Genomic DNA, 24,461 nt, shown 5'->3' with positions numbered 1-24,461 from the left:
GGCCCACCACCTTGGAGAGACCAATGCAGAAAATCCCGGCCCTGTGTGCAGGCGCCCTCGCCGTCAGCGCGGCGTTCTGCGCCCTTCCGGCGCAGGCACAATCCGTCGAGGAACTGGTCGAGCAGGTCAAGGCGATGCGCCAGCAGCTCGATGCCCAGCGCACCCGTATCGATGAGCTCGAGCGCGACGTGCGCGCGGCGCGCACGACGGCGCCCCAGCCAACGCCGGCCGCCGCCGATCCGATGCTCGCCGGCAGCGCCGTGTCGAACGCGGCGCTCGACGGCACGCGCGGCACCGGCAATGCGCCGCTCAACCCGGCACCGAGTTCGCCGCTGGCCGCCGGGCTGGCGCTTCCCGCTTCCGCGACCCGGCTCGACAGCATGCGGGGAACCGGCGCCGGCGCCGGCGCGCCCCAGCAGCCGGCGGCACCGGCCGCCCCGGTCGGCGGCCCGGCCAGCGCCCCCACCGCGGCGACCAACACTGCCGCCGTCGGCCGCGCCCCGAGCGACAACAGCCGCCAGCGGGAAGTCGCGCCGATCTTCGAGCAGCCGGGCGTGCTGACCCCGCGCGGAAAATACGTGTTCGAGCCGGCCATCCAGTATGCTTATTCATCGAACAATCGGGTGGCCCTGGTCGGCTATACCGTCATCCCCGCCCTGCTCATCGGCCTGATCGACGTGCGCGAAGTAAAACGCAACACGACCACCGCCACCGCAACGCTGCGCCGCGGCATCACCAACCGTTTCGAGGTCGAGGCAAAGCTGCCGTACGTATACCGCAGCGACGCCACCGTCAGCCGCGAAGTCTTCACCGGCACTGCCGTGGAGCGCGTTTTCGAGACCAGCGGCAAGGCGATCGGCGACGTCGAACTGGCGGGACGCTACCAGCTCAACGACGGCGGCGCCGACAAGCCGTATTTCATCGCTGGCCTGCGTTATAAATCGCGCACCGGCAAGGATCCGTTCGAGGTCACGACCGATTGCCAGCGCCGCTGCATTGGCGAAAACATCACCGGCAGCGGCCTGCCGCTGGAACTTCCGACCGGCTCGGGCTTCCATTCGCTGCAGCCAAGCCTGACCTGGCTGTTCCCGTCGGACCCGGCCGTGTTCTTCGGCAGCTTCAGCTACCTGCACAACTTCAAGCGCGACGTCTCGCGCACCGTGCTCAATGGCGAGAAAGAGTCGCTCGGCACGGTTGCACCGGGCGGCGTGTTCGGCTTCAACTTCGGCATGGGCCTGGCCCTGAACGACAAGGCCTCGTTCAGTGTCGGCTACGATCACAACTCGGTCGGGCGCACCAAGCAGTCCGGCGTGACCGTCCCCGGTTCGGTGCGCCTGCAGCTCGGCACCCTGCTGATCGGCTACTCCTACCGCCTCAGCGACAAGAAGACCCTGAGCGTGGCCGTCGGCGCGGGCCTGACCCGGGATACGCCGGACGTGACGCTGATGGTGCGGGTGCCGATGTCGTTCTGAGCCTGGTGTGCGCCCGTGCCGGTGCGGGCCGAAAAAATCCGCCGAATGGCCATCGCATGCCCGATGCGTGTCTCATCGATTGCACGGTGGACGCGCAGCCGCGCCCATTGCTTGCTTCGCGTTGTGACTTCCCTTGGTGACTTCCTTTGAACCAGTAGGGCTGGCGCATCCAGAGCCCGTACAGGCGGTGCCCCTGCGCTTCGAGCGCCAGCACGCGCTCGGCGTTATAGGCCAGCTCGCCAACGAGCAGTATCTTCAGGCCGTCCGGCGCTGGCGGCGCTGCGGCCTCCGCGCGCAGGCCCCGGTACTGCGCCACCTCGTCGATGGCATTCCCGACCGAGGTATGAAAACGCAGCGGCGCCGCCACCCGGTAATGCTGGTGGAAAGGATTGATGCCGCCAAGCGGCTCCCGCATCAGCTTGTGGCGCTGCAGCGGATGGTCGACCCATTCACAGCTGAGCTGCCCGGTGCCGACGAAACGCCCGAGGCCGCGCAGCCTTCCCCAGAACAGCCGCTCGAGATCGTCCGATTCGAGTTCGCCGCGCTCGAGCCAGCGCGTCGGGCCACGCCGGTGCAGGCATTGCACCAGCTGCAGCCAGAACTCCGGGATCGCCCCTTCCGCGCTGCGGTTGTAGTGGTGGCGCAGGCCGGAACAGGCCAGCACGGCGCCCGGATCGGCGTCGAGCGCCGCGCACAACTGCGCGAGGTGATCGCGGTAGAACAGGTCGTCGCTGGGCAGGTAGGCGACCAGTGGCGCCCGCGCCCGCTCCAGGCCCGCGTTCAGTGCCCGCCCCAGGCCTTCATTGCGTTCGTGGCGCAGGTAGTGCAGGCGCGGATCGTCGCGCCAGGGCGCCAGCGCCGCATGCGTCGCGCCGGACGCGCCGTCGTCGATGACGATCGCTTCCCAGTCGGCCAGCGACTGCGCGCACAGGCTTGCCAGTGCGCGCGGCAGGAAGGCCTCCTGCTCGTAGCTGGGCATCAGGACACTGACGCGCGGCGCTGGTCCGTTCATGACAGCAGCCTGGCGCAATGGCGGCCGCAGTCACGGGCGTGTAAAGCGGCGGCGGCAGGGAAACGCAGGTGCGTTGGCGCGTGCATGAGCTCGGCTAATCCTTGATGAGATAGATCGAGCTTAGGTCCGCAGGCCCGGCACCGTTTGCGGCGCATCAGCCGTCGCCGCGGAACTGTTCAGTTGCTTGCGACTCTGACTTGACGGGCTGATGCAGCGTTGGTGTGAAAGCTGGTCTGCTCAGAACGCTCCGACGTAATTTTCCGCCAGCGCGGTCCGCAAGGCCCGTGAAGCAACGATGTTCTCCAGTTCCGCCCGCTGGATGCGGCGCTCGAAGGGAGACGCATCGGCAAAGGTATGCAGCAGCCGCGTCATCCACCACGAAAAATATTCCGCGCGCCAGACGCGTTTCAAGGCGGTTTCCGAATAGCCGTCCAGTCCCTCCTCGCTGCCGCCGTGGTAGAAGGACAGCAGCGCCTGCGACAGGATGCGCACGTCGGAAATGGCGAGGTTCATGCCCTTGGCCCCGGTCGGCGGCACGATATGGGCCGCGTCGCCCGCCAGGAACAAGCGGCCGTGGCGCATCGGCGCACACACGAAACTGCGCATGCCGATGATGCCCTTCTGGAAGATCTTGCCCTCTTTCAGTTTCCAGCCATCGTTATGTTCCAGGCGCGCATGCAATTCCGACCAGATGCGGTCGTCGGACCAGTTGTCGACCTTGTCCTGCGGATCGCACTGGAAATACAGGCGCTGGACGGTCGGCGAGCGGGTGCTGACGAGGGCGAAGCCGCGCTCGTGCTGGGCGTAGATCAGCTCGTCCGACGAAGGCGCCGATTCGACCAGGATGCCGAACCAGCCGAAGGGATAGACGCGCTGGAAATCCTCGCGCGTCCCCGCCGGAAAGGCCGGGCGCGAGACGCCGTGGAAGCCATCGGCCCCGATCACGAAATCGGCGCCGATGCGCCGCGCCTCGCCGCCGTGGACGAAGCTCACCGCAGGCTGCGCGCTGTCGATGTCGTGCAGCGCCACCTCGCTTACCTCGAAGCGCAGGTCGCCGCCGGCTTTGATGCGCGCCGCCACCAGGTCGATGATGACTTCGTGCTGCGGATAGACTGTGATCGACTGGCCGGTCAGTCCGGTGAGGTCGACGCGATGGCGCTGTCCGCCGAAAGCGAACTCGAAGCCGTGGTGCAGCGCCCCTTCGCGCTGCATGCGTTCGCCGACGCCCGCCTCGTTGAGGATGTCCATGCTGCCCTGCTCGAGCACGCCGGCGCGGATCGTCGCCTCGATGTCGGCGCGGCTGCGGCTTTCCAGCACGACCGATTCGATGCCCTGCAGGTGCAGCAGATGGGAAAGCAGAAGGCCGGCCGGGCCGGCGCCAATGATGGCGACCTGGGTTTTCATGATGGTGTCTCCGGATACGTTTTAGTTAACACCATCCTAGTGCCGGGAGGCGCGGATAAGAATGGATCAAACCCGAAAAAACTTGTACTATTTTTACACCTACCCAATCAGCAAACCACACTTCCCATGCCTGCCATCGCCACCGCCCTGCCCTCCAGCGTTCCCGAATTCGCCCTTTACGGCGAAGCCACGCGGGGCACGGATGCCGAAGCCGTGCACATCGAGCTGATCGAGACGCGCAGCCGCAAGCATGACTGGCACATCGGCACCCATACCCATGCCGGCCTGTTTCAGGTACTTTTTTTATTCGAAGGACAGGTCCGCGCGAACATCGACGGCGACCTGTGGGAGTGCGATGCGCCGGTGGCGCTGACCATCCACCCGTCGCTCCCGCATGGTTTCGATTTTTCGGAAGAAGCCCATGGCTACGTGCTGACGGTCGACCAGAACATGCTGTTCGCGGCCGCCGGCCACGAGGGCGACCTGTTTTCGCCGCTGTTCGTGCAGCCGCTCGCCGTCAGCCTCGGCGCCGCGCCCGAGCTGCTGGCGCGCATCGAAGCGCTGCTGCAAAACCTGATCCATGAGGCCTCCTGGCCGCGCCACGGCCACACGCTGATGCTCGAATGGCTGGCGCGCAGTGCGCTGCTGATGCTGGTGCGGGTGCAGGCCGAGCGCCGCATCGCCGACACCTCCGGTCGCGGCGACTTCGAACTCTTCAGCCGCTTTCGGGTCGAGGTCGAGCGCCATTACAAGGAACAATGGCAGGTCAAACAGTATGCGGACGCCATGCGCGTGGCGCCGACGCGCCTGAACCGCCTGTGCCTGAAACTGGCCGGCAAATCGGCCTTCGAGATCACGCAGGACCGGCTGATGCTGGAAGCCTGCCGCAAGCTGACCTATGTGCCGGCCGGCGTGTCGAGCATTGCCTACGAACTTGGTTTCCAGGACCCAGCCTATTTCAGCCGGCTGTTCAAGAAATTGATGGGAGTGACGCCGAAGGCATTCCGGCAGCAGGCGCAGTTGAAGGCCGCGCCCGGCGCTCAGGCGCTGAATTCCGCCTTCAGCAGTCCGTAGACGTGATGATCGATCAACGCGCCATGCAGGCATTCGTCCTGGCGCAGCAGCCCTTCCCGCACAAAGCCCAGCCGCTCCGCGACGCGTGCGCTGCGCTCGTTGCCGGCCGCGCAGCGCAGCTCGATCCGGTTCAGGCCGAGCGGCCCGAAGCACCATGCCAGCACTGCCCGCAGCGCCCCGGTGACGATGCCCTTGCCGGCGAAGCGGCTGCCGACGAAATAGCCGATGCCGGCCTTGCGGTCGCCATGATCGATGTCTTTCAGGCGCACCGAACCGCACAAGCTGTCGCCGATAAACAGGTGCCATTCGAAGACCTCGCCTGCCTCCGCGCGCACCGTGGCCGCTTCCAGGTGCGCCGCGGCCGCCTCGGCCGAGTCCAAGGTCGCGACCAGCGGCAGCCAGGCATTCAGGTAATCTTTGTCCTGCCGGACCAGTTCGGCCAGCATGGCGGCATGACCGACGGAGACGGGAACGAGGGCGACGCCGCAGGCGCTATCGAGTCGAACGGGTTGCACAGGCTTCCTTCAGGCATGGGTCCGGCACGGCAGGCCAGGATGGGCATGCCGTAGGGCAAGGACATACGATAGCATGCCCCGCCGGCCTCAGGACGGCAGCCCGTCCAGCCTGGCGCGCGCGCCTGCGGCCACATCCTTCAGCCACGGATGGTCCTGCTGCCAGCGCCCGGCAAATGCCTGGATCGCAGGCAGGTGCTGCAGGGAAGCGCCCAGCATGTCGAGCCCATCCATGAACATGCGGCGATGGCGCTCGCTCAGCGTGAAACGCGCCGTGCCCGCGGCACTGCCCACCTCCAGCCGTTCGACGTCGACGCGGACCTCGAGCGGACTGGTCGACGTCGCCGCCAGCGCGAACAGGCGTTCCATATAGTCTTCCGGCACCGTGGCGAGCATGAGGCCATTGTTCATGGCGTTCGAATAGAAAATCTCGCCGAAGCTCGACGCGATCACCGCCCGCACGCCGAACTGCTGCAAGCCCCACACCGCATGCTCGCGGCTCGATCCGCAGCCGAAGTTGGCGCCGCCCAACAAGATCGGCGCGTTCGCGTAGGCCGGCTGGTTCAGCAGGAAACCGGCACGTGGCGCCCCGGCCGCGTCGAAGCGCAGGTCGTAGAGGATGCCGCGGTCCAGGCCCGCCTTGTCGATGCCCCGTAAAAACTGCTTCGGGATGATCTGGTCGGTGTCGAGGTTGGCGATCGGGAGCGGCGCGGCGGCTCCCTCGATAAGCGTGTGCGTCATTGTGCGTGCTCCAGCAGGGTGCGGACATCGGTGATCTTGCCGGTCACCGCGGCGGCGGCGGCCATGGCTGGGCTCATCAGGTGGGTGATGGCCCCGCGGCCCTGGCGCCCTTCGAAATTGCGGTTGGTGGTCGAAGCGCAGCGAATGCCCGGCGCGAGGACGTCGTCGTTCATCGCCAGGCACATCGAGCAACCCGGCTTGCGCCATTCGAATCCGGCCGCGATCAATTGCGCCGCGATGCCTTCGCGCTCGGCCTGCTCCCGCACCGCGCCCGAGCCGGGCACCACCATCGCGCGCACGCCGGGAGCGACCTTGCGGCTGCCCACGACTTCGGCCACTGCGCGCAGGTCTTCGATGCGGCCATTCGTGCAGGAACCGATGAACACGTGGTCGATGTCGATGCCTTCCAAAGGCATGCCGCTGGCCAGCCCCGCGTACTGCAGCGCGCGCGTGTCCGAGGCGTGGCGTGCTTCCGGCACGCGGCCGGTGACCGGCATGGCCTGGTCGGGACTCGTGCCCCAGGTCACGATCGGCGCCAGCCCGGCGGCCTCGAAGGTGTACTCGACGTCGAAGCGGGCATCCGGATCGGAAGCCAGTTGCGCCCAGTGCGCCTGGGCGCGCGCGCGCAGCGTCGCATCGCCGGGCAGGTCCGGGCAGTGGTCCAGCACATAGCGCGCCGCCGTTTCGTCCGGGGCGATCAGGGCGCCGCGCGCGCCCGCTTCCACCGCCATATTGCACAAGGTAAAACGCGCCTCGATGCTCAGCGCGTCGATGGTCGATCCGCAGAATTCGACGACATAGCCGCGCGCACCCTGGGCGCCGATGCGGGCAATCACCATCAGCACCAGGTCCTTGGCCGTGGTCCCGGGCGGCAGCACGCCGTCGATGCGGATGCGCATGTCGCCGGCCATGCGGTAGACCAGGGTCTGCGTGGCCAGCAGGTGCTCGACCTCGGTGGTGCCGATGCCGAAACCGAGCGCCCCCAGCGCGCCATAGGTCGTCGTGTGGCTGTCGCCGCAGATGACCACCATGCCGGGACGGATCATGCCGTGCTCCGGCGCGATCACGTGCTCGATGCCCTGGAACCGGTCGTTGGTGTCGAACAGCGGGATGCCGTGGCGCTCGCAGTTGCGCTTCAGGTTGCTTGCCTGGAGGGCGGAATCGCCGTCCGCGATGATGCGCAGCTTGTCCGCATGGGTCGGAATGATGTGGCTGACGGTGGCCACGTTCTGGCCCGGATACAGCGTCGTCAAACCACGCTCGGCGAGGCCGGCGAAGGCCTGCGGACTGGTGTACTCGTTCATCAGGTGCAGGTCGGCGTACAGCAGGACATTGTCCGCATCCAATTTCACGACGGTATGCGCATCCACCAGCTTGCGATAAAGGGTCTTGCTCATTTCAATGCCTGTTCAATGACTATTCGGGTTAGTCGGCGGTGATGCCGCGGGCCTTGATCAGCTTGTTCCAGGAAGCGAGTTCCTGGGACAGGCGCGCCTGGGCCTGGGCCGGCGTGGAGGGAATCGGGTCGAAGCCGTCCTTGACCAGCTTGTCTTTCAGTTGCGGCGAGGAGATCGCCTTGTTCAGCGCGCCGTTGAGCTTGTCGATGATCGGCTGCGGCGTGCCGGCCGGGGCGAACACGATGAACCAGGTCTCGAAGCTGTAGCCCGGCGCGCCCGATTCCGCCAGGGTCGGCACGTTCGGCAGCAGCGGCGAACGGGTCGGCCCGGTGACGCCGATGGCGCGCAGCTTGCCGGCCTTTACGTGCGGCACGACGGCTGACAGCACCGGAAAGCTCATGTCGACGACGCCGGCCATGGTGTCGACCAGTGCCGGGCCGCCGCCCTTGTACGGGATGTGGCGGATGTCGGCGCCGGTGACGTCCTTGAACAGTTCGGCGGACATATGGAAGGTGCTGCCCGGACCGGCCGAGCCGTAGTTATAGCCGCCCGGCTTGGCCTTGACGGCGGCCAGCAGTTCTTTCGTGTCCTTCGCGGGGAAGGCCGGGTTGACGACGAGCACGTGCTGCGAAGTCGCGACCATGCCGATCGGCGCCAGGTCCTTCACCGTGTCGTAGGGCATCTTCGCGAACAGCGAGGGATTGATCGCCAGCGAGACGGTCTGCAGGCCGATCGTGTACCCGTCCGGCGTTGCCTTGGCGACGGCGTCGACGCCGATGTTGCCGCCGGCGCCAGCCTTGTTCTCGATGTAGATATTGCCACCGACCGCTTTCGCCCATTCATCGGCAATCCGGCGCGCGACGATATCGGCGCTGCCGGCCGGTGCGTAGGGCACGATGAGGCGGATCGGCCGCGCGGGATAGTTCTCGGCGTGGGCAAGGGTCGTCGTACCGGTCATACAGCAGGCGGCAAGCGCCAGCAGGGCTAGTTTGATCTTCATGGTCTCCTCCGGTGGATGGAATGCATCAGGTCCGGATCGCTGCCGGACAGCACCATGATATTAGAAATAAGAACTCGTATAATGAATATTGATTAACTTGATTCGGTCGCGGGAGTTACGAATGGATGGACTCGACGATTTGTCGTTCTTTGCCCTGGTGGTACGGCGCGGCAGCCTGGCGGGCGCGGCCCAGGAGCTCGGCATTACGCCGCCGGCCGTCAGCAAGCGCCTGGCCGCGCTCGAGGCGCGCCTGCGGGTACGGCTGCTGAACCGGACCACGCGACGCATGAGCCTCACCCCGGAAGGCGAAACCTATCTCGGCGAAGGCCAGCGCCTGGTGGCCGAACTGGAAGCGCTGGAGCGCAAGATTTCCGGCGGCAGCGTGGTGCCGCAGGGCCTCTTGCGCATCAACGCCACCCTCGGCTTCGGCCGCAAATACGTGACGCCCGAACTGTCCCGCTTTGCGCGCGCCTATCCCGAGGTCGAGGTGCAGATGCAGTTGAGCGACCGGCCGGTGAACCTGGTCGAGCAGGCTTTTGATCTGGCGATCCGCTTCGGCGAACAGCCGGACGCCCGCATCACCGCGCGCAAGCTGGCCGACAACCGGCGCTTCCTGTGCGCCTCCCCCGCCTACGTCGCCGCGCATGGCCTGCCGGCCTCACCGCGCGACCTGTACCGGCACAGCTGCATCGTGCTGCGCGAGAGCGACGAAATTTACGGCAGCTGGCAATTCCGTTCGGGGACGCGGCAGGAGACGGTCAAGGTCCGCGGGCCACTCAGCACCAATGACGGCGAGGCGGCGCTGTCGTGGGCGCTGGATGGGCACGGCATCGTGCTGCGCTCGGAATGGGATGCCGCGCCTTACCTGCGCTCGGGGCGGCTGGTGCTGCTGCTCGAGGACTGGGATGCGCCGCCGGCGGATATCTACATCCTGTTTCCGACCAGGAGCCATTTGCAGGCGAAGACGCGGGCGATGGTGGATTTCATGCTGGAGGCGTTTGCGGACCGGCGCAGGACGGAGAGGACACGGAACAGGGGCGATTTGATCTGGTGAGCTGATCGCTTCTGATTCTGACGGAAAACTTTACAGTCGAACCGGCAAAAATTTCCTTAAGAAAGTTAAGTTACTGTTTTACAAGTAATATTTACTTCTGGCATGGTTCCTGCTCTGTTTGTCATTACACAAACCAGATTGGGGATTCCATGAAAAACGTCTTGAAGGTAACGCTCGCCGCTGCTGCTCTCCTCGCCGGTGCCGGCGCCCATGCCGGCGTCATCACCGACACCGGCGCAGCTGCCTACTGGGGCAGCGATTCGCACGGTTACGGCGACGTGGTCGGCGACAGCAACTTCTACATCCATGGCGCGACCATTACCCGCGCCGGCGATCAACTGACGATCGGAATCTCCACCAACTTCGCCGGCCACGCGGGCATCGACGCGAATCTGACCACGGGTGGCATCGGCTATGGCGACGTGTTCCTCGCCCAGAACTGGACGCCTTATGGCAGCGACGCCAACCATGTCTACGACAACGCCGGCAACGGTACCGTGTGGTCGTACGGCTTCAGCCTCGACGACCGCTACAGCAACACCGGCGGCAGGTTCAAGCTCTATCAACTCACGGGCGGGACCAACGCCGCCGGCATCAAGATGAGCGAATCCTTCATGAGCTGCGCCCTGGCCAGCGCCTGCTATTACCGCGATGGCCAGGCGACGGCCGTGGACAGGGCTGCCGCGAGCGTGATCGACACCGGCCTCGTCGGTACCTGGACGGTCACCACGGACCAGGCGCTGGAATTCAAGATCCTGGCCTCGTCGACCGACCTGCTGAACTACACGTCGATCGCCATGCACTGGGGCGAGACCTGCCAGAACGACGTCATCGAAGGTCAGGTGAACATGGTTCCCGTGCCGGGCGTGTTGTCCTTGATGGCGCTGGGGCTGGCCGCCCTGGGGGCGAGCCGCCGCCGGGTGCGGCGCGGCTGATTGTTCGACACCGGGGGTGCGATATCAAGCGCCGTGAGCCCGGATTCAGTCGCCATCGTCGCATCGCTATGGGGCAGGAGCAGCGCAACGCAGCGCTCACTGCCGCTGGAAGCAGCCCGCATCAAGGCAGTCCATCCGTCCGCGTCGCGCGCCATCGGGTCGCCGGCCGGCAAAAGCAACTCGACGCATCCCGGGTGTCCAAAGGACGCAAGCATCAAGGCGGTCTCGCCATCCCTGTCGCTTGCGTTGGCGTCGCTCCAGGGCAAAAGCAACTCGACGAATCCCGGCTCGCCTTCCACGCACGCGAGCATCAAAGCCGTGCGCCCCCAGCAATCACTGTCGCGAGCTGCAGCCGTGTCCTTCTTCAAAATCCGTCTTAACTCGGGCAGGTTTTTCCGTTCAACCGACGAAAAAATGTCCACGTCGTCCGACTCCGATGCGAGCGCCTGGCCCGTCGTCCATCACACAATGCCAAACGTGGAGGAAGTTACAAGGAATCAGTTGTTCGAGGTACCTGGCGGGGGGCAGGCAGGCGCAATCTCACCTTGTACAGGCCGCCCTTCTTACTATACTGATTGAATGCGCAGCCAAGCCGCCTTCAATTCGAATAACAAGGGGATCGACAAATGCAGACTTCACCGATGCTGCGCCGCGGCGCATGGTTGTTGAGCGCCGTCCTGGCGACCACCGCCTGGTCCTCGCTCGCGGACGACAGGCACGACGATGGCAGCGATAACCGTGTCCAGCGCGGGTTCGAACTGGTGCCGAAAGGCGTCAAACTGAACATGATGGGAAAGGACCGTGCGCTCGTTGGGCTGGGCAGTTACAACGTCAACACAGGTGGTTGCATCGATTGCCATAGTCATCCGACCTATGCGCCGGGGAGCGACCCCTACCTGGGGCAACCCGAGATGATCGACGCGACCCAATACCTGTCCGGCGGGCGACAGTTCGGCCCGTTCATCACCGCGCCCAACCTGACCCCGGACCATGCCGGCAGGCCTGCGGGCCTGACCCGCGCCCAGTTCATCAAGACACTGCGCACCGGCCATAATCCACATGACCCGGCCGGACAAATCCTGCAAGTGATGCCCTGGACGACGATCGGGAAAAAGACCGACCGCGACCTTGAATCGATGTTCGAATACCTGCGCGCAATTCCTTCATTGCCCGACAATCCACACCCCGGGCCTTGATGCAGGCAGCAGTTCACCGATTGTTTCCATGAAAATCCGCATGCTGATCGCTACCGCGGCGATACTCTCCTGCAGCGTCACGGCCAGGAGCGCGCCGTCGAGCCTCTCCCCGGCCGATCAAGCCTCCGCTTTCAAGGCAGCTGGTTTCACGCTGATGGGCAAGCAGTGGCGCAATTGCGACGACCCGACGCCGTCCTACTCTCCGGGCGAGGTCGCCGAAGTGCGTGACCTGAACGGCGACGGACGGCCCGAGGCCCTGATCACCGAGGGCGGCACTTACTGTTTCGGGAGCACTGGCGCCGGATACACGCTGGTGTCGAAACAGGTGGATGGCGGCTGGAAAAAGGTAACAAGCGGGACAGGCGTTCCCACCTTCCTCACAGTCAAGGGCAAGGATGGCTGGCCCGACATCGAGGTCGGCGGCCCGGGCTTCTGTTTCCCGGTCGAACGCTGGAACGGCAGGGAGTACGCGCTGAATCGGTATCAGTACGAGGGAAAGTCCTGCCGTCCGAATCGGTAAACACGCAGCGCGGTGGCGTATCGTGCATCCGCCAGGCCCTGCGCGGCAGGCTTACAGCAGCGCCCCCAGCTCCACCTGAATCTTGATCATCGCCGGCAAACACCGCTCGACCATCTGCTCGATCGGCAGCCGTCCCGCGTGCACGCTGACATTCATCGCCGCCACCACGTCGCCGCGGAAGTTCTTCAAAGGTACGGCAATCGCGCGCAGGCCCAGTTCCAGCTCCTGGTCGACCAGCGCATAACCCTGCGCCCGCGCCCGGGCAATCTCCAGCGCCAATCGCTCACGATGCACGATCGTATGCTGGGTAATCGCCTCGGGATGGGCGCGTTCGAGAAACGATTCGATTTGAACCTGCGGCAAACTCGCCAGCAGCATGCGACCGTTGGCCGTGCAATACGCCGGCACCCGCGTGCCCGGCTGCAGCGTGGCCGACACCAGTTGCCCCGCACTGACCGCCGCCACGCACACCAGCTGGTCATGGTCGAGCACGCCGACCGAGGCCGCCTCCCCCAGCGAATACGCGAGCCGGTACAGCAGCGGCTGGGCGATGCGCGGCAGGCGGGCGGAATGCAGGTAGCTCTGGCCGAGGCGCAGCACGGCCGGCGTCAGCGAGAACAGCTTGTTCTCGTGGCGCATGTAGCCGAGGTGGGTCAGCGTGATCAGGTAGCGGCGCGCGGCGGCGCGCGTCAGGCCGGTCGCGTCGGCGACCTCCGCGATGGTCAGGCGCGAACGTTCCTGGTCGAAGGCTTCGATCACCTTCAAGCCTTTTTCAAGGCCGGCGACGAGGTCGCGTTCGAGAGGAGCGTCGGTTTCGGTAGGCATACGAGCAAAAAAATAGGGATTTGTGCGAGTATCGCACACAGTGTGCGCATTGCGGAGCAGCCCGCACCTTGACCGCTTGTGAGCCCGGCAGGGCTGGCCTACTATTTCCGGCATCGACAACATCAAATGAAGGAGACCGCCGTGAAATTCGATCCGATCGAGCCGGGCATTTATCCCGAGCTCATCTACCCAGCCTACAAATCCACGGTCAAACGGGGGCCGCAGCAAGCCGCACTGCGCATCGAAGCGCCGGTGCCGGCCTCGCAGAACATCGTCGTCGCATCAAGCATCCTGCTGCCGAACGATACCGACCTCACCGCCCATGGCGCGAGCGAGCCGCTGGGCGAGAAGATCGTCGTCACCGGCCGCGTGCTCGACGAAGACGGCAAGCCGGTGCGCAATTCCCTGGTCGAAGTCTGGCAAGCCAACTCGGCCGGCCGCTACTGGCACAGCCGCGACCAGCACGCCGCCCCGCTCGATCCGAATTTCCACGGCCTGGGCAAGATGATGACCGACGACGAGGGCCGCTACCGCTTCGTCACGATCAAACCCGGTCCCTACCCATGGGGCAACCACGACAAGGCATGGCGCCCGGCGCATATTCACTTCTCGATGTTCGGCAACGTGTATGCGCAGCGCCTCGTCACGCAGATGTATTTCCCCAGCGATCCGCTGTTCGACTACGACCCGATCTTCCAGAGCGTGCCGGACGAAGCGGCGCGCCAGCGCCTGGTCTCGCGCTTCAGCCTCGAATACACGGTCGGCAGCGAAATGCTCGGCTACGAATTCGACATCGTCCTGCGCGGACGCAACGCTACGCCGATGGGCCTTTAAGGAGAAGACCAAATGAGCAACATCACCACTTCGCAAACCATCGGCCCCTTCTCGCACGAAGCCTGGCAATGGGCCGTCGATGCCTGCATTCCCGGCAACCTGAAAACGACCGGCGAGACCGTGCTGGTGTCCGGCGTCATTTACGACGGCGACGGCGCCCCCATCAACGACGCCCAGATCGAAGCCTGGACGCCCGCCGCCGCGGCCGCCGAACCGGAACAGATGATCCCCGGCTTCCGGCGCGTGCCGAGTGGCGCGGACGGCGAATTCAGCCTGCGCGTCTCGCTGCCCCAGGCGGCCACGCAGGGCGAGCCCCTGATGTACGTGACCGTCTTCGCGCGCGGCCTGGTGCTGCACCAGTTCACCGCCGTCTTCCTCGAGGACGACGCGGGCCTCGCCGGGTCGAGCATCCTGAACCAGGTGCCGGAAGCGCGCCGCGCGACCCTGCTTGCGCGCCGCACCGGCGACGGGCAATATCACTGGGATATCCGGATGCAGGGCGAAGCGGAAACCGTCTTCTTCGACTACGCATAAGCCGCGACAGGAGGCGCAGTACAAGGATAATCCATGAGCATATCGATCTTCGACAGTTTCCTCACTACCCCCGACATGATCGACGTGTTTGACGACGCGGCCATCGTCGGGGCGATGTTCCGCTTCGAGCAAGCGCTCGCGCGCGCCCAGGCCGAGGAAAGCCTGATCCCCTCCACCGCGGCCACTGCGATCGCGGGCGTCTGCAAGGCCGAGCTGTACGACATCCCGGCCCTGATCCACGCCGGGCGGCGTGCCGGCAGCCTTGCCATCCCCCTGGTCAAAGAGCTGACCAAGACCGTCGCGCTCTACGACGAAGCGGCGGCGCGCCATGTGCACTGGGGCAGTACCAGCCAGGACGTGATCGACACGGCGCTGGTGCTCGTCACGCGCGAGGCCTTGCAGCTCCTTGACGACGGCTTGCAGGCCTTGTGCGCTCACCTGATGGCGCTGGCGGAGCAGCATCTCGCGACGCCCGTGCTGGCGCGCACGCTGATGCAGCCGGCACAGGTGACGAGTTTCGGTTTTAAAGTTGCCGGCTGGCTGGCGCCTCTGGTGCGTGCGCGCTCCTCGCTGCGCGCAGCCGCCGAACGCGCCTTGCAGCTGCAACTGGGCGGCGCGGTCGGCACCTTGTCCGTCATGAAGGACAAGGGAGCGGTGGTCGCCGAACGCGTGGCCGCGCAGCTCGGGCTGGAAGTGGCCGACGCCGCCTGGCATACCCAGCGCGACGAATGGGTGCGGCTCGGGATGGAAGTCGCCGTACTCACGGGGAGCCTGGGCAAGCTGGCGACGGACCTGAGCCTGATGGCGCAGGGCGAGATCGCGGAACTGGCCGAACCCTCGGGCAATGGCCGCGGCGGCTCGTCGGCGATGCCGCACAAGAGGAATCCCGTATCGAGCATGATCGCCCTTGCCGCCGCGCGCCGCACGCCCCAGCATGCGGCAGCGCTGCTGTCCTGCATGGACCAGCAGCACGAGCGCGGTCTCGGCAACTGGCAGGCGGAGCTGGCCGAGTGGCCGCCGCTGTTCCTGTCGGCCCACGGTTCCCTGCGCGCGCTGAACGACGCCTTTGCCGGCTTGAACGTCGACCGCGAGCGCATGCTGGCCAATATCGGCGCGCTGCACGGCCTGGTGTTTGCCGAGAGTGCGTCGAGCTACCTGGCCGGCGCCATCGGCCGTCCCGCGGCGCACGCGCTGCTGGAAGGGTTGACGCGCCGCGTCACCACGGAGGGCCGTCCGCTCGACGCCTTGCTCATCGACGCCGTCAAGGCCGATCCGCAGCTCGCGGCGCACGTCGACCTGCAGGTGCTCGCCACCCACTTCGATCCGGTTGCCGCCCTGGCGCCGGCACACCACCTGGCCGAGCGCCAGTTGCAAGCCCTGCGTCCGCGCATCGCGGAACTGGACGCCACCCACCCTTTTCGAAAAGACGATAACGCATGAGTTTCGATCCACTTGACCACGATTTCGAACGCGGCCTGCAAAACCGGCGCAACGTACTGGGCGACGCCTGGGTCGACCGTTCGATCAACAACGCCAACAGTTTCAATGCCGATTTCCAGAACCTGATCACGCGCTTCGCCTGGAACGAGATCTGGGGCCGCCCGGGACTGGACCACAAGACGCGGCGCGCGATCGTCCTGTCGATCACCATCGCGCTCGGACGCTGGGAAGAGTTCGAGCTGCACGTGCGCGCGGCCCTGCTGGGCGAGGAAGGCAGCCGCCTCACGCCCGACGAACTCAAGGAAATCCTGATGCAGTCGGCGATCTACGCCGGCGTGCCGGCCGCGAACACGGCCTTCAGCCACACGCTGGCGATCCTGCGCGAAGTGGGTGAGCAGGTCGGCTATGTGCTGGAGCCGTCCGCGCCTGCCGGCGCCGTGCATTCCGGCGTCGGCCGCGAAGGCCGTACCGCCAGCAGTCCTGCCCTGCACTACAGCGTGCGCGAACCGCGCAGCGGCAAGGCGCCGCGCCATACGGTCGTGCTGAGCCATGCGCTGGGCTGCGACCTGACGATGTGGGATGCACTCGCCAATACGCTGGCTGCGGACTGCCGCGTGATCGCCTACGATCATCGCGGGCATGGCAGTTCGGATTCACCGGATGCGCTGTACACGATGGCGGACCTGGCCGACGACGCCGCGCGCCTGTTGCGCGAAATCGATGCCGGCCCGGTGGTGTGGGTCGGTCTGTCGATGGGCGGCATGGTCGGCCAGGAGCTGGCGCTGCGCCATCCCTCGCTCGTGCGGGCGCTGGTACTGGCGAATACCACGAGCGGCTATCCGGAAGCGGCGCAGGCGGTGTGGGAGCAGCGTATCGACACCGTGCGCGCTTCCGGCATCGAGTCGATTGCCGATGCGGTGATGGGGCGCTACTTCCATGATGCGTTCCGCGCGCAGAAGGCGGCGACGGTGGCGCGCTACCGCCGCCGGCTCGTCACGACCGATGCGGTGGGCTATGTCGGCTGCTGCAATGCGGTGGGCAAGGTCGATACCGCTTCGCGTCTCGGCCGGATCGCGGTGCCGACACTGGTGATTGCGGGGGAGCTGGACCAGGGGACGCCGGTGGCGATGGCCGAGGCGCTGGTTGCGGGCATTCCGGGCGCGCGGCTCGAGGTGCTGAAGGACGCGTCGCATTTGAGTGCGGCGGAGCAGCCGGAGGCGTTTGCGGCGAGTGTCGTGGGGTTTGTCGGCGGGTTGTAAGCGAGACGGTAGTTGTAGGGTGGGCTTCGCCCACGCGGTACACCGCTTGCATGCCGCAGCTGTCATGCAAACGGTGCGGTATGCAAGGGCGCGCCCGCGTGGGCGGAGCCCACCCTACATAGCGTGGCTCATCCACATCGCCGGGCCCCGCCCGCGACCGAAAACACCATCACAAATCCAGCACCAGCACCGGCGTTTTGGAGCGCGAACAGCACGGCGTAAACTGATCGTTCGCCGCCTGCTCTTCCTCCGTCAAATACATGTCGCGATGATCCGGCACGCCCTCGATCACGCGCGTCAGGCAGGTGCCGCAGACACCCTCCTCGCACGAATACGGCACCTCGACGCCCGCCTCGAGCAGCACCTTGATCACCGTCTGCCCCGCCGCCACCGTCACCACCTTGCCGCTCGATGCCAGCTTCACATCGAAGGGCTGGTCGCCCGTCGTGTCCACCGCGGCCGCGCTGAAGTACTCGACATGCAGCTGCGCCGCCGGCCAGCCCTGCGCCTTCGCCGTCCCCAGCACGTACTCGATGAAGCCCTGCGGCCCGCACACGTACAGGTGGGTGTCGGCGGCGGGATTCGCCAGCAAGGCCGCCATGTCGAGCTTCTGCGCCGCGTCGCCGCTGTCGTAATGGAAGTGCACCAGGTCGCGCAGGTGCGATTCGCCCAGCCGTTGCTTGAACGCCGCCTTCTCCGGCGAACGCGCGCAGTAGTGCATCTCGAAGGCGGCGCCCTTCGCCGCCAGCGTCTCCGCCATCGCCAGGATCGGCGTCACGCCGATACCGCCGGCGAGCAGCAGCGTGCGCCTGGCGTCCACCAGCGGGAAGTGGTTCTTCGGTGCCGAGATATTCAACACCGAGCCGACGTCGATATGGTCGTGCATCGCCTCCGAGCCGCCGCGCGAACCGGCGTCGCGCAGCACGCCGATCTGGTAGCGGTGGGTCTCGATCGGCGCGTTGCAGAGCGAGTACTGGCGCACCAGGCTGCCCGGCAGATGGACGTCGACGTGGGCGCCGGCTTCGAAGGCCGGCAGCGCAGCGCCGCTGGTGGGCACCAGCTCGTAGCTGCAGATGCCGTCGGCCTCGTCATGCTTGCTCGCGACGCGAACCTCAATGGTGCTCATGGCGCGAACTCCCTGGTCTGCTCTTTCGTCAGCCACGCATCGATGATGCGGCGCGACTGCACGCCGCCGGCGTCGATATTGAGCATCAGCAGCTTGCGCTCCGGGTGGCGCAGGATGTTCTGCTGCTGCAGTTCCAGCATCTCGCGGTCTTCGCCGAAAATCTTGCCCTGGCCTTCGCGGATCGTGTCCGTCAGCGCGGCATCATCGGGTTTGAAGTTGCGCGCCATGCCCCAGAAATACCAGTGCGAGGTCTCGGTTTCCGGCGTGATGAAGTCGACCACGATCGAGGATGCCTTGTGCTCGGCTGGCGCGTGGTAGCCGCCCTTGCCCGCATGCGCGACGCCCACTTCGATCATCACGTGGCTCGGCGCATTGAAGCGGCAGATCTGCCAGCGGTCGACCGGCACGTCGTCAGCGAGGCCATTGCCGCGCAGGGCCGCCTGCCAGAACGGCGGCGCCATGATGTTCTCCATGAAGCGGCTCGTGATCACCTGCTCGCCCTCGACTTTCGTCGTCACCGGCGCCTCGTCGATTTCCTTCTGGCCGATCGTCGACGCGTGCACATAGGTCTCGTGGGTCAGGTCCATCAGGTTGTCGACCATCAGGCGGTAGTCGCAGTTGATGTGATACAGGCCGCCGCCGTAGGCCCATTCGGGATTCTCGGCCCACTCGAGGTGGTGGATGGTGGCCGGGTCGGCCGCTTCCTTGTCGCCGGTCCAGACCCAGATGAAGCCGTAGCGCTCTTCGACCGGATAGCTGCGGATGCAGGGAAAGCCGCGCACGCGCTGGCCCGGCATGCTGATCGGCTTGCCCTCGCAGCCCATTTCCAGGCCGTGGTAGCCGCAGACCAGGTTGCCGTCGCGGACGAAGCCGAGCGAAAGCGGCGCGCCGCGGTGCGGGCAGAAATCCTCGACCGCGGCGACCTTGCCGCCCTGGCCGCGGTAGAACACGATTTTTTCGCCGCAGATCTGGCGGCCGAGCGGCTTGCCGTCGATTTCATCCGGGGTGCAGGCCACGTACCAGGCATTTTTTGGGAACATCTCGTCTCCTTTGGTTTAATATTCAGTGCACTGAATGTGGAAAAAGTATCACGCGTTTGCGGCACGAAGTAAACTAGGATTTCAACATTTTTGATGGTGCGATGCACCAATTAGCTACTAAGAAATATGCCTACAGAAAAAGCACATGCGGAGCGAAATGAGGAGCGGGGCGAGATGCTCGACCTGTACCAGCATCCGGGCCACTTGCTACGGCGCGCCCAGCAAATCTCGGTGTCGATTTTTTACGACGAATTGGGGAGCGAGCTGACGCCGGTGCAGTACGCGATCCTGAGCCGGCTGGCCGAACATCCCGGAATCGACCAGGTATCGCTCGCCGGCCTGGCTGCGGTCGATACCTCGACCGGGGCGACCGTGTGCGCGCGGCTCGAGGAAAAGGGGCTGCTGGAGCGGCGTGTGATTCCGCATAACCGGCGCCAGCGCGCGTTGACCATCACCGCGGCCGGCCAGGCATTGCTGGACGCCCTGGTGCCGGGGGCGCAGCGGCTGCGGCAACGCTTGCTGGAACCCTTGAGTGCGCAGGAACAGCAGGTGTTCATGGGCCTGCTCGCGAAGCTGGTGCATGAGAATAACGAGCAGAGCCGCGCGCCGCTGGCGGTGAAGTGACCAGCTGTCCTCAAGGCACGGTAGCCGGAGCCGATATCGGATGCGCACCGTAGGGGGGGCACTTGTGCCCACGCGTTACGGCGTCCGCGTATCGGCGGCTTTACAAACAAGTACCGCATCCGTTCATGGGGCTGTCGCCTGCCCTGTTCGTGGCGTGTTGAATCCGCATGGGCACAAGTGCCCATCCTACGGGAGACGTGGGGTGGCCGCTGCGCGGAAGCATGAACCCCGCAAGGAGTCCGGCCTCACCGAAGCCTGTCAACAATACGCATGAACGGGATATGATGCGCTTGTGGCAAGGACAAGCCAACTTCCAACAACACCAATCACCGGAGACGCACACATGAAACTCACGACGATCGCCGCGGCCCTCGCCGCCACCGCCACCTTCGCCATCGCCCCGGGCGCTTACGCCCAGGACACCATCAAGGTCGGCGTGATCGCCGCCTTCTCCGGCCCCTTCGCCGACTACGGCAAGCAGATGGAAGGCGGCATCAAGGCCTGGATGGCCCTGCATGGCGACACGGTGGCCGGCAAGAAGATCCAGATCATCTACAAGGACACCACCGGCCCGGCGCCGGAAGTGGCCAAGCGCCTGGCGCAGGAACTGGTCGTGCGCGACAAGGTCGACTTCCTGGCCGGTTTCGGCCTCACGCCCGAAGCGCTGGCCGTCGCCCCGATCGCCCAGCAGGCGAAAAAGCCGATGATCATCATGAACGCGGCCACCTCCATCATCACGACGAAATCCGACTACATCGCGCGCTTCTCGATGACGCTGCCGCAGATCTCGGCGCCGATGGCCGACTGGGCGCTGAAGAACAAGATCAGGAACGTGGCCACCGTCGTCGCCGACTACGGTCCCGGCATCGATGCCGAAAAGGCCTTCAGCGAGCGCCTCGTGAAGAACGGTGGGTCGGTCCCGGAAGCGATCCGCGTCCCGCTGCGCAATCCGGAATTCGCGCCCTTCATCCAGCGCATCAAGGACGCCAAGCCGGACGCCGTGTTCGTCTTCGTGCCGGCCGGCGAGCAATCGATCGCCTTCATGAAGGGCTACCGCGAGCGCGGCCTGGCTGCGGCCGGCATCAAGGTCATCGCCACCGGCGACCTGACCGACGACCACGTGCTGCCGGCGATGGGCGACGCGACGCAGGGCGTGATCACCACCTTCCACTACTCGGCCGCCCACAAGTCGCCCGAGAACGACGCCTTTTTGAAAAGCTTCGCATCCGCCAACCCGCAGGGCGGGCGCCCGAACTTCATGGCGGTGGCCGCCTACGACGGCATGAACGCGATCTACCAGGTCAGCCAGAAACTGAACGGCAAGATCGACGGCGACGCGGCGATGGCGGTCCTGAAGGGCATGAAGATCCAGAGCCCGCGTGGACCCATCATGATCGACCCGGCCACGCGCGACGTGGTGCAGACGGTGTATGTGCGCAAGGTCGAGAACGTCAAGGGCCAGCCGTACAACGTCGAGTTCGACCAGTTCACGAACCAGAAGGATCCGGGCAAGTAAGCGCCGGCCCTGCCGGCGTGCGGCTGCACCAGGTGTAAATATACGTAAAGACAGCGCGCCCGCACCGGCGGGAGCGCGCTGTCCCCCGCCTCACCCCGCTTGACTTTCCCTTTTCGCTATCGATACTGACTCGGTCAACGATTTCCAGCTCCTGAAGGAAGCCGAGGTGATGGAACACGGCCTGCGCCTGGGACCGGTCGGCGGGCGCATCGTCGGCGAAGTGTTCGTCGGCCTGCTGCGGGAAGACCCGGGGGCTTACCTGCGCAGCGCGCCGCAGTGGACACCGACCCTGCCCTCGCGCCATCGCGGCGACTTCCGCATGGCCGACCTGCTGCAGTTCGCGGGCGTGGTGCCGCCCCTGTAGGCCTCAGAAGCTGAGCACGAAGCGGGCGCCGCCCGTCACCGGCCGCACGTGGCGGACGGTGCCCCCATTGCCATGCACCAGCTGGCGCACCAGCGCCAGGCCGATCCCGCGCCCGCCCTTCTTCGTCGTGAAGAAGGGGGTAAAGATATGGGCCGCCAGCTCGTCCGGCACGCCGGGGCCGTTGTCGCCGACCTCGATGTGCAGGCGCGCGCCGCGCACCAGGCGCGCATGCACGGTGGCGCGCGGCGCCGGCTGGCCGGACGTCGCCTCGAGGGCGTTCTTCAGCAGGTTGATCAGCGCCTGCTCGAGCTGGCCGGGGTCGGCCACCAGCGCCAGCGAGGCCGGCTCCACCAGCATCGCCAGCTCGCCGCCGCGCGCCTGCCAGGCCGGGCCGAGCAGCGCCGACAGGCGCGCGAACAGCTGCCCCAGGTCGACCTCTTCCGGCCTCGGTTCCGGCATGCTGGACAGGCTGCGGTAACTCCCGACGAAATCCGCGAGGCTGGTGGCACGGCGCGCGATCGCATCGAGCGCCGTGCCCAGGTCGGCGGCGGCCTCGCCCCCTCCCGCCAGCTGGGGCTGAAGCTCGAGCAGCAGGCCCTGCGCGGTGCTCGAGAGCGAGGCAACCGGCGTCAGCGAATTCATGATCTCGTGGGTCAGCACCTGCACCAGCTGGCGCCAGGCGTTCAGGGTTTCGGATTCCAGTTCGCTCTCGACCGGCAGCAGCGCGGCGATGCGCTGCGCCTTGCCGTGCACGGTGAGCGAGGAGATGGCCACCATCGCGCGCTCGGGGCCGCGTTCGGTGTCGAAGGCGAGCAGCGCCCGGCCGCTCGCAGGCTGTGCGGCGAGCTGCGCGAACAGGCCCGCGCGGTCGACGACGCGGCCCGGGGCCAGCAGCTGGCGCGCGTTGGCATTCAGGGGTGCGACCTCGCTCGATGCGGCCGGTTCGATCAGGAACAGCGCCACCGGCGCATGTTCGAGGCGCGCTTCGAGCACCAGCGCATCGAGCGACTGCTGCAGCATGGGCGGACCGCTCGCCGCCGCCTGTGGCGCGGGCGGCGCCAGCCGGGCCAGCGCGCGCCACACGATCCACGCGGGTGCGATCGCCGCGAACGCGCACAGCACCAGCAGGCGCGGCGATCCGGCTGCTCCTTGCGCGCAGGCCGCCAGCGCCATCAGCGCAAGGATGGCGCTGGCGGCGGCGCCGGCGCCCAGCCGCATCCGGCGGCTAGAGGCCATGCTTGTCGAGCTTGCGGTAGAGCGCGGCGCGGCTCAGGCCAAGCCGGCGCGCCGCTTCGCTGATATTGCCCTTCGCCTGCGCCAGCGCGGCGGCGATCGCACCGCGTTCGACTTCGCCCAGGGTCTGGTCCTCATGCGGCTGGTGGGCCGGTAAAGGCGCCGGGACAGGCCCGGGCGCGCTGAGGCCGAAGTCGCCGGTCTCGTAATCGCTGCCGGCGGCAAGGATCACGGCGCGTTCGCAGGCGTGGCGCAGCGAGCGCACGTTGCCGGGCCAGTGCCAGTCGAGGAGCGCTGCCCGCGCCATGTTCGAGAGCCCGCGCGCCGGCCGCCCATACTGCGTTTCGTAGTGCGCCAGGTAGTGGCGCAGCAGGCCGGGAATGTCGCCGCGCCGTTCGCGCAGGGGCGGCACCCGGATCACGATCGTATTCAGGCGAAACAGCAGGTCGGGACGGAACAAGGCCGGGTCGAACAGGCTCGCTTCCTCGAGGTTGGTGGCGCTGACGATGCGCACGTCGACCGCCTGCGGCCGGTCGGCGCCGAGTGGCGTTACCTCGCGACGTTCCAGCGCGGCCAGCAGCCTGGCCTGGCCCGGCAAAGGCGTGTTCCCCACTTCGTCGAGGAACAGCGTGCCGCCGCGCGCGGCCTGGAAGCGCCCGTCGCGGTCCGCTTTCGCATCGGTGAAAGAGCCCTTGCGATGGCCGAACAACTCGCTCTCGAAGGTCGCTTCCGGCAAGGCGCCCATGTCCACTGCGAGGAAAGGCGCCGCGGCGCGCTTCGAGGCGAGGTGGATCGCACGCGCCACCAGTTCCTTGCCGACGCCGTTCTCGCCCAGCACGAGTACATTCGCCTCGGTCGGGCCGACGCTGGCGACCATCGCGCGCACAGCCGCCATCGCGGGCGACTCGCCCATCAGGATCGAGGCCGCACCGGGCACGGGAACTGCGGCGCGGCGCGCGATGGCGCCATCGACGGCGGCCAGCAAACGCGCGTTGTCCCAGGGCTTGGTGATGAAGTCGCCGGCGCCGCGCTTGAGCGCTTCCACGGCCAGCGGCACGTCGGCGTAGGCCGTCAGTGCGATGACCGCCGGTGCTGGCTGCTGGCGCCGCAGCAGGTCGAGCACGGCGAGGCCTTCGGCGCCGTCGGTGCGTCCGGGGGTGAAGTTCAGGTCGAGCAGCACGACATCGAATGCGGCGCCGGCCAGCGCGGCCGGCAGCCGGGACGGGTCGTGCAGCACGGTGACCTCGCCATGGCGCCGCCGCAGCAGCATCCGCGCGGCGAAGGCCACGTCGGCGTCGTCGTCGAGGATCAAAATGCGGGCGGTCGTCGGGTCCATGGCGGCAGGTCGA

At 66.5% G+C, this 24,461-nt stretch carries 25 protein-coding genes; 13 read left to right on the top strand and 12 right to left on the bottom strand.

Annotated features, from left to right (window positions below; all coding sequences use genetic code 11):
- Positions 1-23 precede the first annotated feature (23 nt).
- Complete coding sequence (locus tag AC1MEM_RS13260; RefSeq protein ID WP_499471075.1) at positions 24-1,472, top strand: acetate kinase; 1,449 nt, start codon at positions 24-26, stop codon at positions 1,470-1,472.
- Here the strand turns inward: AC1MEM_RS13260 and AC1MEM_RS13255 are convergent.
- Positions 1,375-2,484 (bottom strand): glycosyltransferase family 2 protein, encoded by a 1,110-nt coding sequence (locus tag AC1MEM_RS13255; RefSeq protein WP_499471074.1) that lies wholly within the window; start codon positions 2,482-2,484, stop codon positions 1,375-1,377. The genes AC1MEM_RS13260 and AC1MEM_RS13255 overlap by 98 nt on opposite strands.
- A gap of 237 nt (positions 2,485-2,721) precedes the next feature.
- Positions 2,722-3,888 (bottom strand): 4-hydroxybenzoate 3-monooxygenase, encoded by a 1,167-nt coding sequence (locus tag AC1MEM_RS13250; protein WP_499471072.1) that lies wholly within the window; start codon positions 3,886-3,888, stop codon positions 2,722-2,724.
- Positions 3,889-4,014: 126 nt separating this feature from the next.
- On the opposite strand from AC1MEM_RS13250, the gene AC1MEM_RS13245 reads away from it, so the two are divergent.
- The gene (locus tag AC1MEM_RS13245; RefSeq protein WP_499471070.1) at positions 4,015-4,962 is read left to right on the top strand and encodes a helix-turn-helix domain-containing protein; all 948 of its coding nucleotides are present in this window, start codon (positions 4,015-4,017) and stop codon (positions 4,960-4,962) included.
- On the opposite strand, the gene AC1MEM_RS13240 is transcribed toward AC1MEM_RS13245, so the two are convergent.
- The 4 genes from AC1MEM_RS13240 to AC1MEM_RS13225 form a co-directional block, all read right to left on the bottom strand.
- A complete protein-coding gene (locus tag AC1MEM_RS13240) occupies positions 4,929-5,477 on the bottom strand; it encodes a GNAT family N-acetyltransferase (protein WP_499471068.1) in 549 nt (182 codons plus the stop codon). The genes AC1MEM_RS13245 and AC1MEM_RS13240 overlap by 34 nt on opposite strands.
- 87 nt (positions 5,478-5,564) lie before the next feature.
- A complete protein-coding gene (gene leuD / locus AC1MEM_RS13235) occupies positions 5,565-6,215 on the bottom strand; it encodes a 3-isopropylmalate dehydratase small subunit (RefSeq protein ID WP_499471066.1) in 651 nt (216 codons plus the stop codon).
- Complete coding sequence (gene leuC, locus AC1MEM_RS13230) at positions 6,212-7,612, bottom strand: 3-isopropylmalate dehydratase large subunit (RefSeq protein ID WP_499471064.1); 1,401 nt, start codon at positions 7,610-7,612, stop codon at positions 6,212-6,214. Before leuC ends, leuD begins: the two co-directional genes overlap by 4 nt.
- Before the next feature lie 28 nt (positions 7,613-7,640).
- On the bottom strand, positions 7,641-8,612 hold the full coding sequence (locus AC1MEM_RS13225) for a tripartite tricarboxylate transporter substrate binding protein (protein WP_499471062.1): 972 nt from the start codon (positions 8,610-8,612) through the stop codon (positions 7,641-7,643).
- A 121-nt stretch (positions 8,613-8,733) separates the two neighbouring features.
- On the opposite strand from AC1MEM_RS13225, the gene AC1MEM_RS13220 reads away from it, so the two are divergent.
- Both AC1MEM_RS13220 and AC1MEM_RS13215 read left to right on the top strand, forming a co-directional pair.
- The gene (locus tag AC1MEM_RS13220) at positions 8,734-9,666 is read left to right on the top strand and encodes a LysR family transcriptional regulator (RefSeq protein WP_499471060.1); all 933 of its coding nucleotides are present in this window, start codon (positions 8,734-8,736) and stop codon (positions 9,664-9,666) included.
- A gap of 149 nt (positions 9,667-9,815) precedes the next feature.
- Complete coding sequence (locus AC1MEM_RS13215; protein WP_499471058.1) at positions 9,816-10,601, top strand: PEP-CTERM sorting domain-containing protein; 786 nt, start codon at positions 9,816-9,818, stop codon at positions 10,599-10,601.
- Here the strand turns inward: AC1MEM_RS13215 and AC1MEM_RS13210 are convergent.
- Positions 10,505-11,023 carry an ankyrin repeat domain-containing protein gene (locus tag AC1MEM_RS13210; RefSeq protein ID WP_499471057.1) on the bottom strand — a complete coding sequence of 173 codons (519 nt, stop codon included), beginning with the start codon at positions 11,021-11,023 and terminating at the stop codon, positions 10,505-10,507. The genes AC1MEM_RS13215 and AC1MEM_RS13210 overlap by 97 nt on opposite strands.
- A 204-nt stretch (positions 11,024-11,227) precedes the next feature.
- On the opposite strand from AC1MEM_RS13210, the gene AC1MEM_RS13205 reads away from it, so the two are divergent.
- Positions 11,228-11,797, top strand: a complete 570-nt coding sequence (locus tag AC1MEM_RS13205) for a hypothetical protein (protein WP_499471055.1) — start codon at positions 11,228-11,230, stop codon at positions 11,795-11,797.
- A 28-nt stretch (positions 11,798-11,825) separates the two neighbouring features.
- Positions 11,826-12,317, top strand: coding sequence for a hypothetical protein (locus AC1MEM_RS13200; RefSeq protein WP_499471053.1), 492 nt, complete (start codon positions 11,826-11,828; stop codon positions 12,315-12,317).
- Between the two features lie 51 nt (positions 12,318-12,368).
- Here AC1MEM_RS13200 and AC1MEM_RS13195 read toward each other — a convergent pair whose 3' ends face one another.
- A complete protein-coding gene (locus tag AC1MEM_RS13195) occupies positions 12,369-13,142 on the bottom strand; it encodes an IclR family transcriptional regulator domain-containing protein (protein ID WP_499471051.1) in 774 nt (257 codons plus the stop codon).
- 141 nt (positions 13,143-13,283) lie between these two features.
- Between AC1MEM_RS13195 and pcaH the strand changes: the two genes are divergently transcribed.
- From pcaH to pcaCD, 4 genes are read left to right on the top strand one after another with little or no spacing between them, the layout of a single operon-like run.
- On the top strand, positions 13,284-13,976 hold the full coding sequence (gene pcaH / locus AC1MEM_RS13190) for a protocatechuate 3,4-dioxygenase subunit beta (protein WP_499471049.1): 693 nt from the start codon (positions 13,284-13,286) through the stop codon (positions 13,974-13,976).
- Between the two features lie 12 nt (positions 13,977-13,988).
- Complete coding sequence (locus AC1MEM_RS13185; RefSeq protein ID WP_499471047.1) at positions 13,989-14,510, top strand: peptidase associated/transthyretin-like domain-containing protein; 522 nt, start codon at positions 13,989-13,991, stop codon at positions 14,508-14,510.
- Positions 14,511-14,543: 33 nt separating this feature from the next.
- Positions 14,544-15,950, top strand: coding sequence for a 3-carboxy-cis,cis-muconate cycloisomerase (pcaB, locus tag AC1MEM_RS13180; protein ID WP_499471045.1), 1,407 nt, complete (start codon positions 14,544-14,546; stop codon positions 15,948-15,950).
- The gene (gene pcaCD, locus AC1MEM_RS13175; protein WP_499471043.1) at positions 15,947-17,209 is read left to right on the top strand and encodes a bifunctional 4-carboxymuconolactone decarboxylase/3-oxoadipate enol-lactonase PcaCD; all 1,263 of its coding nucleotides are present in this window, start codon (positions 15,947-15,949) and stop codon (positions 17,207-17,209) included. The genes pcaB and pcaCD overlap by 4 nt, the downstream gene beginning before the upstream one ends.
- A 169-nt stretch (positions 17,210-17,378) precedes the next feature.
- Here pcaCD and AC1MEM_RS13170 read toward each other — a convergent pair whose 3' ends face one another.
- Positions 17,379-18,335 carry a PDR/VanB family oxidoreductase gene (locus AC1MEM_RS13170; RefSeq protein WP_499471041.1) on the bottom strand — a complete coding sequence of 319 codons (957 nt, stop codon included), beginning with the start codon at positions 18,333-18,335 and terminating at the stop codon, positions 17,379-17,381.
- Positions 18,332-19,375 carry an aromatic ring-hydroxylating dioxygenase subunit alpha gene (locus AC1MEM_RS13165; RefSeq protein ID WP_499471039.1) on the bottom strand — a complete coding sequence of 348 codons (1,044 nt, stop codon included), beginning with the start codon at positions 19,373-19,375 and terminating at the stop codon, positions 18,332-18,334. Before AC1MEM_RS13165 ends, AC1MEM_RS13170 begins: the two co-directional genes overlap by 4 nt.
- 174 nt (positions 19,376-19,549) lie before the next feature.
- Here AC1MEM_RS13165 and AC1MEM_RS13160 point away from each other — a divergent pair, with 174 nt between their 5' ends.
- From AC1MEM_RS13160 to AC1MEM_RS13150, 3 genes are all read left to right on the top strand, one after another.
- Positions 19,550-19,999, top strand: a complete 450-nt coding sequence (locus AC1MEM_RS13160; RefSeq protein ID WP_499471037.1) for a MarR family winged helix-turn-helix transcriptional regulator — start codon at positions 19,550-19,552, stop codon at positions 19,997-19,999.
- A 343-nt stretch (positions 20,000-20,342) separates the two neighbouring features.
- Positions 20,343-21,515 carry an ABC transporter substrate-binding protein gene (locus AC1MEM_RS13155; protein WP_499471035.1) on the top strand — a complete coding sequence of 391 codons (1,173 nt, stop codon included), beginning with the start codon at positions 20,343-20,345 and terminating at the stop codon, positions 21,513-21,515.
- 166 nt (positions 21,516-21,681) lie between these two features.
- The gene (locus AC1MEM_RS13150) at positions 21,682-21,879 is read left to right on the top strand and encodes a hypothetical protein (protein WP_499471033.1); all 198 of its coding nucleotides are present in this window, start codon (positions 21,682-21,684) and stop codon (positions 21,877-21,879) included.
- A gap of 3 nt (positions 21,880-21,882) precedes the next feature.
- Here the strand turns inward: AC1MEM_RS13150 and AC1MEM_RS13145 are convergent, their stop codons facing one another.
- Both AC1MEM_RS13145 and AC1MEM_RS13140 read right to left on the bottom strand, forming a co-directional pair.
- Entirely contained in the window at positions 21,883-23,115 is a 1,233-nt protein-coding gene (locus tag AC1MEM_RS13145) for a sensor histidine kinase (RefSeq protein ID WP_499471031.1), read from the bottom strand.
- Positions 23,105-24,448, bottom strand: a complete 1,344-nt coding sequence (locus AC1MEM_RS13140; protein WP_499471029.1) for a sigma-54-dependent transcriptional regulator — start codon at positions 24,446-24,448, stop codon at positions 23,105-23,107. The genes AC1MEM_RS13145 and AC1MEM_RS13140 overlap by 11 nt, the downstream gene beginning before the upstream one ends.
- Positions 24,449-24,461: the final 13 nt, after the last annotated feature.

The sequence above is a fragment of the Telluria sp. AIW5 genome (assembly GCF_056680575.1).
The sequence above is the reverse complement of the archived record's forward strand: the minus strand, read 5'-3'. Positions and strand labels throughout refer to the sequence as shown.